This window comes from Helicobacter sp. (genome assembly GCF_014799995.1).
GTDB lineage: Bacteria > Campylobacterota > Campylobacteria > Campylobacterales > Helicobacteraceae > Helicobacter_D.
The window spans coordinates 1-12,798 of the sequence record NZ_JAAVGY010000045.1 but is presented as its reverse complement, the minus strand read 5'-3'; the positions used below and the strand labels follow the sequence as shown (position 1 = coordinate 12,798).

Here is a 12,798-nt window from a genome sequence, read left to right as displayed (position 1 = left end):
TGAGGTGGAAATGCTAGGCTATCAGACTCTACGTCCTTTTCTTTTTAAAACTAATCCAGAAACTGCCCATACAATGATAGAAACTTTAGGCAAAATTGCCCCAAAGATTCCAACTTTGTTACCTTTATTGTCTTACAGACATTGTATCAATGATTCTATTTTGAACCAAGAGATTGATGGAATGCGATTTTATAATCCTGTTGGATTGGCGGCAGGCTTTGATAAAAATGCCACAATGATAGAATCTCTTTGTGCGTTTGGATTTTCACATTTAGAGTTGGGGGCAGTAACGCCTCTTGCCCAAAGTGGCAATGACAAACCACGCCTTTGGCGGCATATTCAAGAGGAATCTATCCAAAATGCGATGGGATTCAATAATGAAGGCATGAATGTAGTCAATGCAAGATTGAAGTCCCTTTCTCCCTTTGCGATTCCATTAGGAGTTAATATTGGCAAAAATAAAGCCACACCTCAAGAAGAGGCACTGAAAGATTATTTGACTTTAGCACAGAATTTCACACAAACAAGTGATTATTTGAGCGTAAATCTTTCGTCTCCCAATACCCCAAATTTGCGCGAATTACAAAATAATGATTTCATTCAAGAGCTTTTGGGCAAGATTTGTGAGGTTTATCCCAAGCCAATTTATTTGAAAATTGCTCCAGATTTAGAAATAGATTCTGCATTAGGTTTGATTGAAGCCGCAATCAGTAGTGGAGCAAAGGGTATCATTGCTACCAATACCACTTTGGATTATAGTCTTGTGGCGCAACCTCAAGACAAAGGGGGAATCAGCGGAAAAGTGTTAGCCCCAAAAAGTCGTGAAATGCTGAAGCAAATTGCTTTGATGCTAAAAGGCAAAAATCAAAAGACTACATTAATTAGTGTCGGTGGAATCGCAGATGCACAAGAGGCTTATGCAAGGATTCGCTTGGGAGCAAACCTTGTGCAAGTCTTTAGCGCATTGATTTTTGAAGGACCAAGCTTAGTAAGAAAAATCAACTTAGAGTTAAAAAACTATTTAGAACGTGATGGATTTAATCATATAGGTGAAGCAATAGGCGTAGATTTATGAAATTAATACATATTGCTCTAAAGATTATTTGTGTTAATTTATTTTTATTAGGAGTTTTAATGGCAGGGAATAGCCCTACACAATCTGTGCTTCCAAAACATTATCAAACAAAACTCAAGAATGGTTTGGAGGTTGTGATTATCCCACTCAAAAATCAAAGTGATGTCATCACAACAGATATATTTTATAAAGTCGGTAGTCGTAATGAAGTAATGGGCAAAAGCGGAATCGCACATATGCTAGAGCATTTGAATTTCAAATCCACCAAAAATTTAAAAGCAGGGGAGTTTGACCAAATCGTCAAGAGTTTTGGTGGTTCTACCAACGCTGCAACGAGTTTTGATTATACACATTATTATATTAAGTCTAGCGCACAGAATCTTAGCAAGTCTTTGGAATTGTTTAGTGAATTGATGCAGAATTTGAGTTTAAAAGACGAGGAGTTTCAGCCAGAACGTAATGTCGTAGCAGAGGAGAGATTATGGCGAACCGATAATAATCCAATGGGTTATTTATATTTTAGGCTTTTTAATACCGCCTTTATTTATCATTCCTATCATTGGACACCCATTGGCTTTATGGACGATATTAGAAATTGGAGTATTGAGGACATTCGCGCTTTTCATCGTCTTTATTATCAGCCACAAAATGCTGTGATTGTGATTGCGGGCGATATAGACGAGAAAGAAGCGTTAAAAGAAGTAAAAAAGCATTTTGAAAAGATTAAAAACAAAGGTGAGATTCCCTCTAAAATCCATACCAAAGAGCCCAAGCAAGAGGGTGAGCGCAGGGTGAGTGTGCATAAACCAAGCGAAGTTGAAATTTTGACGCTTGCCTTTAGAATCCCTCCCTTTAACCATAAAGACCAAATTGCCCTTAGTGCATTAAGTGAAATCTTAGGTGGCGGTAGAAGCAGTCCCTTAACAAGTGAGATTGTGGATAAAAAACGGCTTGCGACAGAAATTTATGCTTACAATATGGATTTAACAGACGATGGGCTATTTATTTTTATGGGATTGGCAAATGTTGGTGTGAGTTTAGGAAAGTTAGAAAAAGCAATCTTGCTAGAAATTGAAAAAATCAAACAAGGCAAGTTAAAGATTGCAGAGCTCAAAAAAGCAAAAACCAATTTACGCGCAAATTTTTTGTACGAGTTAGAATCTAGCAGCGGAGTAGCAAATCTGTTTGGAAGCTATCTTGTGCGTGATGATTTGGAATCATTATTGCATTTTGAACAAGATTTTGATAACCTAAACCTAGAAGATATTGTTGCAGTGGCGCAAAAATATTTTGTCCGCTCCAATGCAACGATTTTAACTCTGACAAAGTAAGGAAAACAATGCAAGTAGAAAATCAAGTCAAAGGCGCAATGACCGCATTGATAACTCCCTTTAAAAAGGGTGCGTTGGATTTGGAAAGTTATGAGTCTTTAATTAAAAGACAAATCAAATATGGCATAGATGCCATTGTGCCCGTTGGCACGACAGGAGAGAGTGCGACACTTAGCCACAAAGAACACAAAGAGTGCATAGAAGTTGCCGTGAGTGTTTGCAAGGCAAGTCAAAAAGAGGGAAGCAATGTCAAGGTGCTAGCAGGGGCGGGGAGCAACTCCACACAAGAAGCCATTGAACTTGCAAAATTCGCCCAGAGTTGCGGAGCAGACGCTATTTTATGCGTTACACCTTATTACAATAAGCCGACTCAAGAGGGCTTGTTTTTGCATTATAAAGAAGTTGCAAGTGCTGTGAGCATTCCTCTAATGCTCTATAATGTACCCGGACGCACAGGAGTCAATCTTGAAACCAAAACAATTTTAAGACTTTTTAACGAGATTCCAAATATTTATGGTGTCAAAGAAGCAAGTGGAAGTATTGAAAAAGTCATTGATTTGAATATGAATGCCAAAGACTTGAGTATTGCAAGTGGAGAAGATGCGATTAACTATCCGATTCTAAGCTGTGGCGGTGTAGGAGTGATTTCTGTTACTTCTAATCTCTTGCCAGATAAGATTTCCGAATTAACGCATGTTTTGTTAAAATCACATAATTATGACCGCGCAAGAGAGCTTAATAATGAGCTTTATGCAATCAATAAAGCATTATTTATAGAAAGCAATCCAATTCCAATTAAGGCAGCAATGTATTTAAGCGGGCTTTTGAAAACCTTAGAATATCGTTTGCCATTAGTCGCTCCAAGTCCGCAAAATATGGAATATCTTGAAAAAATTTTAAATCAATATGAGGTAGTAAAATGAAAGAAAATTTTAAAGGCAAAACTTTAGTTATTAGTGGTGCAACGCGTGGAATTGGTAAGGCAATCCTCTATCGTTTTGCGCAAAATGGTGTCAATATTGCATTTACTTATAACAAAAACGAAGAAGAAGCGAAAAAAATCATCGCAGAAGTGGAATCCCAATTTTCTATCCGAGCAAAAGCTTATCCTCTTGATGTTTTAGAGCCTGAAACTTACAAAGATTTGTTTGCCAAGATTGATGAGGATTTTGCGCGTGTAGATTTTTTTGTGAGCAATGCAATTATTTATGGCAAAAGTGTCGTAGGGGGGTTTGCGCCTTTTATGCGATTGAAGCCCAAAGGATTGAATAATATCTATACCGCCACAGTGCTTGCCTTTGTCGTGGGAGCACAAGAAGCAGCCAAAAGAATGCAAAAGGTGGGTGGAGGGAGTATCCTCTCACTAAGCTCCACAGGGAATCTCGTATATATGCCAAATTATGCGGGACACGGCAACTCTAAAAATGCGGTAGAAACAATGGTAAAATACGCCGCAATGGAGCTAGGAGAATATAATATTCGCGTCAATGCTGTGAGTGGTGGTCCAATTGAAACCGACGCGCTTAGGGCATTTCCGGATTTTGCCGAGATTAAAGCAAAGGTTGTAGAACAAAGTCCGCTTAGTCGTATGGGAGGGCCAGAGGATATTGCAGGGGCTTGTTTATTTTTATGCGATGAAACCGCAAGTAGTTGGCTAACAGGGCAGACCATTGTCGTTGATGGAGGGACAAGCTTTAAGTAAGCTTAAAAGTATGAAATTAGAATCCTTACCTAATTGTTTAACAATTTTCCGTATCGTACTTGCATTTCTTTTGCTTGCATTAATTTTGTATGGTCAGTGGATATTGCCTCCCCCGATTCACCCAAGTTGGATTAATTATTTTGCGTGTTTGATTTTTTGTGTCGCAAGCATTACAGATTTTTTTGATGGTTTTATCGCACGCACATTTAATGTAACGAGTGTTTTTGGAGAGATTTTTGACCCATTGGCAGATAAGCTTTTAATGTTAGCGGCATTAATTGGGCTTTTGGTGTGGAATCGGGCAGAAGTATGGGCAGTGTTTTTGATTCTTGGACGTGAGTTTTTTATTACAGGGTTGCGTGTGGTTGCCGCAAGCAAAGGAATCAAGGTTGCAGCGTCCAATCTTGGTAAATACAAAACAGGCTTGCAAATTACCGCTATTGCGTTTTTGCTAATGGATTATTCTTTTGGGAATGCGACTTTATGGCTCGCGGTGGCACTCACGCTTTATTCTGGTTATGATTATGTTAGAATGTATGCAAAGGCTCGTTAAATGGGAATGATTGGCTCAATCTTAGTGCTTTCTTTTTTGGTGTTTTTTCACGAATTGGGGCATTTTTTGGCAGCAAAGTTTTTTGGTGTGCGTGTGGAAGCCTTTAGCATTGGCTTTGGTAAAACAAGAATCTTAAAAAAACAAATTGGAGAAACAGAGTATTCCTTGCGTCCGATTCCTTTGGGCGGATTTGTCCAACTCAAAGGACAGAATGACTTTGACCCCTCTTTGCGAGATAGGACAAGTGATAGTCTGTATGGAATCCAAGCCTATAAACGACTCATTATTTTAGCGGCAGGTTCGTTTTTTAATTTGCTACTCGCCTTTTTGCTTTTCGTTGCGATTGGATTAATGGGTAAAAATGAGCTAGCTCCTGTGGTGGGCAAGGTAGAAGCCAATATGCCAGCAGAGATTGCGGGATTGCGCAGTGGAGATGAGATTCTTGAGATTAATGGGCAAAGAATCCAAACTTGGGAAGCCTTAAGCCAGAAAATAGCAAAATCTAAGGGGACATTAGAAATTGTCTTTTTACGCGATTCTAAAGAGTATCAAACAACATTAACACCCAAAATGGGAGAATCCAAAAATATTTTTGGTGAAAGCATTTCACGCCCTTTGATTGGGATTATTTCTAGTGGCGAGATGCGTATTATCTCCTATTCATTGCTAGATTCTTTTCCCTATGCTTTGCATCAGACTTTGGAATCTAGCAAGTTGATTTTGCAAAGTATTGAAAAGATTTTTTCCGGTGTTGTGCCACTTAGCGAGGTGGGGGGTGTGGTTTCTATTGTGAGCATTACAAAGAAAGCAAGCGAACTTGGAATCATCACGCTTTTTGCCTTTACTGCATTGATTTCGGTGAATCTTGGAATCTTGAATTTGCTCCCGATTCCTGCTTTAGACGGAGGGCATATTCTTTTTACGCTTTATGAAATGCTAACCAAAAGAATCCCAACACAAAATACCTTTTATCGTTTGAGTGTGGCGGGGTGGATTGCACTATTGGGGCTTATGGGACTTGGGTTGTATAATGATATATTGCGTATTATCAATGGCACAATGCCTTTTTAAAGGAAAAGAATGCGAGAGAAACTCAATCAAAATTTAATCCAAACAATAGAGAGAATAGAAAAAGCAAGAATCGCAGTAGATAGACATAGAATCGTTCGCTTAGTGGCGGTGAGCAAATACTCCACGCAAGAAGAAATCGCCACACTTTATGCGTGTGGGCAACGTGCCTTTGGAGAAAACAAAGTGCAAGACTTGAAAACAAAATCGCAATCGTTGGAATCTCTCCCGCTAGAGTGGCATTTCATTGGTTCTTTGCAGAGCAATAAAATCAATGCGCTTTTAAACTTGAATCCTTTTATGTTTCAAAGCCTACATTCTTTGGAATTAGCAGAGCAATTACAAATGCGTTTGCAACGAGAAAATAAGACTTTGCGCACTTTGCTACAAGTTAATAGTGCCAAAGAGGAGAGCAAAAGCGGTTTTATGCCAGAAGTCGCGCAAGAAATGTATCTTAGGATTCAAGAATCTTGTCCCAACCTCCAGCTTTGTGGATTAATGAGTATTGGAGCACATACAAATGAAAATGCGGTGATTAAGAAAAGCTTTGAGACAACATATAAGATTTTTGAAAAGTTACAAACTCAAGGGGCGACAATGCTAAGTATGGGAATGAGTGATGACTTTGAATTGGCTATTGCGTGTGGGAGTAATTGTGTGCGATTAGGAAGCGTATTGTTTAAATAATGCAATTCTAATGGCTTGCATTGCAAAACAAGATTTTATCTTTTCTTTATTTTTAAAAGAGATAAAGTCTTAGAAAAAAAGTCATTCAAACTCCATTGTCTCGCAAGGATAGATTTCGGAGGTTTTGGGTAGATAATGCACAAATTGATTTAAAAATTGTGTGTTGAGGAATAATTCACCACAGATGATGATTCCTTTTGTTTGGTAGTTTTCCTCCATATCGCGACTGAAATTAGCAAAAAACTCCGCTAAGGAATCCAAGATTCCATAACAAAGCAATTCATGTTCTACATCAGCTAGCTTAAAGCTCATCACAGAGCGCAAGGTTTGCAAAGTATCAAGTGCGATTTTACCTTCTGGATTGCGTTCTAATCTAAAGTCTATACGCGGACCTTTTTTGCCTAAAAATTTCCAAGCACATTCTATTACAGCAGAAGCGCAAGCCTTGAGATTACTAGCATTGCCTAAACCCAATAAAGCACCACACATTCCGACTAAATCCAATAAATTATGCGAAAGAACGGAGTCTTTGGGCAAGGATTCCAAAGTCTGCATTAAGTGGTAATGATGAGAGGAAAAGTTTTTTAGTAAATTTTGTGTCGTGTGGTTTAGGGTTTTGAGGGTTTCAAGTATTGCCCCTAGATTGCTTTCAAAGGTAAATTCAAGTGTTTCTTTGAAACTCTGATTGAAATAAACCCAAAAAAGCGTTTGGTGTCGCCCGATATAGAGCATATTTACGCGCTCTAACGATTCGTTAAGGATTGTTTGTTTGAAGTTGTGGGTTAAGGAATTGGGTTGATAAGTCTCGAAACGATGAGGCAAAACAATGAAGTTTTGAGCGACACTTAGGGTAAGTGGCTTGGAATCTTGAGGGACAAATTCACAGATTCCATTCTCTCTTTTTTGGTTTAATGGCAACAAATACAAGCCCGCATAAGGTTCTAAAAATTTTCCTAAAAGAACCAAATAAGGCTCGAAAGGCAAAATGACTTTTACAAACGGGCTTGGGAAAAAGTTGCTAAAAATGCTTTTGGGAGCAAGTTTTAAAATGGGTTTTTCTAGCGTTGCAAGGGCTTGTAATTCCTCATTTTCTACTCTGAAAAGCAATTTAACATTTTCTAAAGAATTGGGCATAAAGCAGAAATCATCAGCAATTTCCTCTTGCTTTGGCGGATTCTTTTCGTCTAAAAGTGCTAATTCTCTCTTGCCAAAAATTGTTTTGACGAATACTCGTTCTTTTTGTTTTAAATAGGTGGCAATGGTTTGTAGAGATTCTATTAAATCTTGTGCATTTTGAATCTCACTTTTCTGCCCCTTGTTTAAAAGCGTCATTTTCGTTGGTTCAAAATCTATAAATTTGCCCCATAAATTACAAAAATCTGAAGATTCTTTCGTGCAAAGTTGTTGCAATTCTAAAGGCGTGAGGAAATTGGTTGAAGAGAGATGATTTAAATGGATAAGATTGTTTTGGCTAAAGGATTCTAAAACTACTAATTCCTTAAACGCCCATTGCAGAGAAAGCGGAATGTAGTTTTGTAAAGAATCGCTAAAGTCCAAAATTTCTTGCTGCTCTCCTTGCACCTCTAGTCTAAAGGAATCTTGAGAATTTTGCATAAACTGCCCTTGTAGATTTGCTTTTTTGAGCGCGAAATATAGGGCTTTGAGCAAGAAAATTTGAATGTTTTGTGGCATATAAAGTTTAGCGATTTGTTGGAAAACAAAAGCAACAATCAGTTGGGATTCCGACTTTGTTGTTTGAGGAGTCATTTAATATCCTTTGTATGAGAAGCGGGCGATTTCTTGTAAGTCCTGATGCGAAGTTTTAGAGACTTGAACGCCAAGTGATTTTAGATAGGTGATTGCTTGGGATTCCATTAACTTTGCGCCTTCTTTGACTTCGTTCGTGAGCTCAAAGGTTGGATTTTCACCAATGATAAAGGGTTTAATGCCTAGAATTTTGGTTGGAGGCAAGTCTCCTAGCATTTCAATCATTCGCAAAGTTTGCAGCATTTCTACTTCGTGCGCACTTCCAGCCCAAGTGATTTGATTAGGAATCGCACAAAAATCAAAGAAATAAACATCACCTATTTTAGCGTCTTTGGCGTCAATAGAATCTATGATTAGCACGGAATCATATTGTGTAATGAGCGGAATCAAATGCTGCGCCATTGTCCCGCCATCTACAATTTCTACGCTATGTTCCCCATTGAAAGTATAATTGAGTTTTAATAAATTGGATAAATGCACGCCGATACCCTCGTCCCCAAAGAGAATATTGCCAATGCCCAAAACTAAGATTTTCATTTGTTTTATGCAAGAGAAGCGATTCACAAGGAATCGCTAGAGGAATTATGCGTGTTCGTCTTTTTCAAATTTTACGCCGCTAAAGATTGTATCCACGCCAGCACCTGGGAATTTCGCACTATTCCAACTCGCCATATAAATATGGATTGGGATAAAGATAATGAATGCCCAAGTCAAAATATGGTGAATCAAGCGCACATTTGCGATTCCACCGCAAAGCACTTCTAGGGGTTTCATTAAGGGGGCAATCAATCCACCTAATCCCTCGTGATAAACGTGTGCATATAAGACAAGCCCACTTAAAGAAATGGCAATAATAAGGAAAAAGACTCCTAAATAAGTCGCAAGTTGTAGGGGATTATAAGCACCTTTTAAATGAGGGTGTCCGCCAAAAAGTAGGTAGCTTTTTAGGACGCCAAACCACACAAAAGGATTGAAAAAATCCAAGATTGAGCGACGTTCAAATGCACATTCTCGCGTTAAAAGCAAATAGAGGCGAAAAATCGTTACCGCAATCAATAAAAACCCGAGAATCAAATGCCAACTACGCATTAAAGCATAGAGGAATCCTGTGGGCTCACCCGTGAAATTATTGGGGGCTAAAAAGGGATAAGCAAGATAGAATCCTGTTGCGATAAGCCCAAAGATTGCCAAGGCTCTAATCCAATGGAAAATCCGTGTGAGTTTAGAAAACTCAAGCACAGCTTTGTATTTTGTTTCCATATTTTCTCCTTAAATTTTACAATTCATAGCAATAGGGTCAAGTCTATATTGGCTAATTTCGTTCCCTTTTGTGTCCATTAAATGCACGGCACAAGCGATACAAGGGTCAAATGAATGAATCGTGCGCACAATTTCTAAAGGTTTAGTAATGTCTTGCACTTTGATTCCGACAAGTGAAGCCTCGTAAGGTCCCATTTGGTTTTTGGCGTCTTTTGGTCCTGCATTCCAAGTGCTTGGCACAACGGCTTGATAGTTAGAAACCACGCCGTCTTTGATTCTTACCCAATGGCTTAGCATACCGCGTGGCACATTGCCGATATAACGTCCTTTGTATTCTTTTTTGTTATCAATTTTATAAGGTGCGCAAGTGGTTTGGTCTCCTGTTTTGAGATTCTCTACCAAAGAATTAAATGCCTCAATGCCATAATCGGTAGAGAGTTTGCACTCTAATAAACGCGCAGCGGTTCTACCTAATGTGCTAAAGAGTGCTTCAAGAGGCAATCCTGTATCTTCTAAGAATTGTGTTGCAATTTTGGTAATGCGAGGATTTTTTGCAGCCAAGCCTACCACTATCGCTGCAAGTGGTCCCACTTCCATTGGCTCACCATTATAGCGAGGGGATTTAATCCAGCTGTATTTTCCGCTCATATTAATTGCTTTTGTTTTGATTGGGTTGCCATCAGGTCCGATAGTTTCCGCATCTGTGAAGCCTGTGTAATTCGGTGTGGTTTCTCCATCATAAGGGTGTAAGGCTTTGTCGTTTTGATACCAAGAGTGTGTTGCTTCTTCGGTGATTAAGTCCTCATTGACTTCTAAGAGTTTAGAAATGTCTCCGCCTCGCACGACACCGCTACTATAAAGCGTTTCATTGTGATTGACAGGAATTTCAGCATAAGAGATGAAGTTGCGCACGCCACAACCTTTAAGCACGCTTGGTTCGTTTTTGAACATTTCAGCCGCCATTACAACATCAGCATAATAAGCACGATTGATGAAATCGCCCACTTCTTTATATTTTGTGAGCCAATCGCCCAGCCTGCTTGGGTCTAAAATATCCGCAACACAAGTTACACCCCCTACGGTTAAGCTTTGTGGGTGGGGTTGTTTTGCGCCAAAAATCGCCATCATTTGCGCCGCGACTCTTTGCACTTCAAGGGCTTTGAGATAGTGAGAAAGCACGATGAGGTTTTGCTCTGGTGAGAATTTGTAGGTTTTGTGTCCCCAATAAGCATTTGCAAAAGGTCCTAAACCTTGTTTCGCACTTGCAAAGGCTTTGACTTTTTCTTGCACAGCGGCTAGTTCGTCTGCACCTGTTGCAATCGGATTTTTAGAATACTTAAACGCAAGTTCGGAAGCCTTTTTAGGGTCTGCTTTGAGTGCTTCTGTAATGTCGCACCAATCTAGCCCGTGCAAGTGATAGAAATGCACTAAATGGTCGTGCATTACAAGTGAAACATTCATCAAGCTTCGCACCATTTGTGCATTGAATGGAATCTGAATCCCTAGTGCGTTTTCTACCGCAGTAATGCCTGCTTTGTAATGAGAAAATGTGCAAACCCCACAGATTCTTTGAACCATAAAGCCTACATCTCTAGGGTCGCGATTTTTGACAATCACTTCCAAACCACGCCATAAAGTAGAGCTAGAATAAGCATCGGTAATGACATTGTTTTCATCTACGATGACTTCAATCCTTAAATGCCCCTCAATCCTTGTAATAGGATCTACAATAATTCTTTTTGTCATAAATTCTCCTTATGCTCAGTCTTTTTTGAAATTGCTTAATATTGCGTGTGCCGCCATACCGATTGCCGCTGCACCAAGTAAGGTGATTCCGATATTATCTGCGGTGCGGTCTGCTCCACTAAAGAGCGGTGCATTGTAAAGCTTGCTTGCAAGCGGTTCTTCAAAAGGTCCCATTATGTCCCAGAAGTTTGGCTCACTACAACCGATACAGCCGTGTCCTGCTTGGATAGGCCAGCTAATATGAGAGTTGAAGCGAAGTTTGGAGCAGTTGTTAAAGGTATAAGGTCCTTTACAGCCGACTTTATAAAGGCAATAGCCATTTTTCGCTCCCTCATCGCCGAATCTTTGCACAAATTCGCCTGCGTCAAAATGCCCGCGTCTCTCGCACAAATCGTGGATTCTCAAGCCATAAGCCCATTTTGGACGATTGAATGCGTCTAATTGTGGTAAAGTGCCAAAAAGCAAGAAGTGGATTACATTTCCTACGATATTTTTTTCGCTTGGAGGACAGCCGGGCACATTAATCACGGGTTTATTGGTGATTGCGCTAAGTGGTTTTGCAGCTGTTGGGTTTGGATTAGCAGCTTGGATTCCGCCAAAGCTTGAGCAAGAACCAATCGCAAAGATTGCCTCAGCATTTGCGCTTGCTTCTTTCGCACTTTCTAATCCTGTTTTCCCAAATGCTCCAATCGTGAGATATTGTCCCTCTAATGCGGTAGGTATGCCTCCCTCTACCATTAAGACATAACGTCCCTTGTAACGTTCTATCGCAGATTCTAAGTTTTCTTCTGCTTGATAGCCCGCCGCAGCCATAATGGTTTCGTGGTATTCTAAAGAGATATAATCAAAAATCAAACTCGCAATGCCCGGTCCATCGCTCCTAAGCAAGCTTTCACTACAACCTGTGCATTCTGCCATATGCAACCAAATCACAGGTAAGCGGTCTGCAATCTCTGCCGCTTTTGCGGTCAATGGCGTGAAACTCGCAGGCAAGGATAACATTGCTGTCATTGCTCCCGCCCATTTCATAAAGTCTCTTCTTGAGATTCCTTTTTCTTTTAGCATTTTTTTGATGCTATTCCCCTTTTTGAGGCTCGGAATTTTAGCGATATTTGCAAGCCTATCTTGAGCCTGTTGTAGTAGAGTTTGTTCTCTTTCCATTACCTTCCTTTATTTTGAGATTTAAAGTTAAGCGAAATTTATCCTTTTTTGCCTTAAAAAGCACTACAAAATAAAAATTAATTGAGAAATTCACTTTAGGAATGTGGCAAATTTACTCTTTTTGCTCTTGTATTTTGTCCTTATAAGTACGAGGTTGTGAAATTATTATAGAGATTTAAGATTATGGATTGCCACGACTTCTTACGAAGTTTCGCAATGACGAAATAGTAGAATCCACAGGTTAATTCATCTTGAACCCTGCAAAAGCAGGGTTAGGCTAAATCAATAAGCCTTGACAACAATTATACAAAGCAGTATAATTGCGCACAAGATGAATCTTAGCAGTTCCATCTTAGCTCCTTTATTGGGGCATAGATTTTGCCGCAGGGTGTGAACCTGTGGCAAACACCCTGCGTTATTATACTTCAAATTTCCAAAAATAGATTTA

The 12,798-nt window shown here is 39.5% G+C and carries 12 protein-coding genes; 7 read left to right on the top strand and 5 right to left on the bottom strand.

The features are described 5' to 3' along the window. The first annotated feature begins 10 nt into the window (after positions 1-10). The 7 genes from pyrD to HDT10_RS07000 are packed head-to-tail and all read left to right on the top strand — an operon-like array spanning position 11 to position 6,416. Positions 11-1,075 carry a dihydroorotate dehydrogenase (quinone) gene (pyrD, locus tag HDT10_RS07030; protein WP_290881616.1) on the top strand — a complete coding sequence of 355 codons (1,065 nt, stop codon included), beginning with the start codon at positions 11-13 and terminating at the stop codon, positions 1,073-1,075. Between the two features lie 59 nt (positions 1,076-1,134). Continuing rightward, complete coding sequence (locus HDT10_RS07025; protein ID WP_290881613.1) at positions 1,135-2,406, top strand: pitrilysin family protein; 1,272 nt, start codon at positions 1,135-1,137, stop codon at positions 2,404-2,406. An 8-nt stretch (positions 2,407-2,414) separates the two neighbouring features. After that, a complete protein-coding gene (dapA, locus tag HDT10_RS07020) occupies positions 2,415-3,329 on the top strand; it encodes a 4-hydroxy-tetrahydrodipicolinate synthase (RefSeq protein ID WP_290881611.1) in 915 nt (304 codons plus the stop codon). Beyond that, entirely contained in the window at positions 3,326-4,108 is a 783-nt protein-coding gene (locus HDT10_RS07015) for an enoyl-ACP reductase (RefSeq protein WP_290881609.1), read from the top strand. Before dapA ends, HDT10_RS07015 begins: the two co-directional genes overlap by 4 nt. Positions 4,109-4,118: 10 nt before the next feature. Then, positions 4,119-4,661: a CDP-diacylglycerol--glycerol-3-phosphate 3-phosphatidyltransferase gene (gene pgsA, locus HDT10_RS07010; protein ID WP_290881737.1), complete on the top strand. Its 543-nt coding sequence runs from the start codon at positions 4,119-4,121 to the stop codon at positions 4,659-4,661. Further along, on the top strand, positions 4,662-5,732 hold the full coding sequence (gene rseP, locus HDT10_RS07005; protein WP_290881606.1) for an RIP metalloprotease RseP: 1,071 nt from the start codon (positions 4,662-4,664) through the stop codon (positions 5,730-5,732). Positions 5,733-5,741: 9 nt separating this feature from the next. Next, the gene (locus tag HDT10_RS07000; RefSeq protein ID WP_290881605.1) at positions 5,742-6,416 is read left to right on the top strand and encodes a YggS family pyridoxal phosphate-dependent enzyme; all 675 of its coding nucleotides are present in this window, start codon (positions 5,742-5,744) and stop codon (positions 6,414-6,416) included. 81 nt (positions 6,417-6,497) lie between these two features. On the opposite strand, the gene HDT10_RS06995 is transcribed toward HDT10_RS07000, so the two are convergent. Genes HDT10_RS06995 through HDT10_RS06975 form a run of 5 tightly spaced genes read right to left on the bottom strand, consistent with a single transcriptional unit; the run spans position 6,498 to position 12,350 of the window. Then, on the bottom strand, positions 6,498-8,183 hold the full coding sequence (locus HDT10_RS06995) for a protein hydE (protein WP_290881603.1): 1,686 nt from the start codon (positions 8,181-8,183) through the stop codon (positions 6,498-6,500). After that, positions 8,184-8,720: a HyaD/HybD family hydrogenase maturation endopeptidase gene (locus tag HDT10_RS06990; protein ID WP_290881602.1), complete on the bottom strand. Its 537-nt coding sequence runs from the start codon at positions 8,718-8,720 to the stop codon at positions 8,184-8,186. Positions 8,721-8,765: 45 nt separating this feature from the next. Then, complete coding sequence (gene cybH / locus HDT10_RS06985; protein WP_290881600.1) at positions 8,766-9,443, bottom strand: Ni/Fe-hydrogenase, b-type cytochrome subunit; 678 nt, start codon at positions 9,441-9,443, stop codon at positions 8,766-8,768. 9 nt (positions 9,444-9,452) lie between these two features. Further along, entirely contained in the window at positions 9,453-11,189 is a 1,737-nt protein-coding gene (locus tag HDT10_RS06980) for a nickel-dependent hydrogenase large subunit (RefSeq protein ID WP_290881599.1), read from the bottom strand. A gap of 15 nt (positions 11,190-11,204) precedes the next feature. Beyond that, the gene (locus tag HDT10_RS06975; protein ID WP_290881596.1) at positions 11,205-12,350 is read right to left on the bottom strand and encodes a hydrogenase small subunit; all 1,146 of its coding nucleotides are present in this window, start codon (positions 12,348-12,350) and stop codon (positions 11,205-11,207) included. Positions 12,351-12,798: the final 448 nt, after the last annotated feature.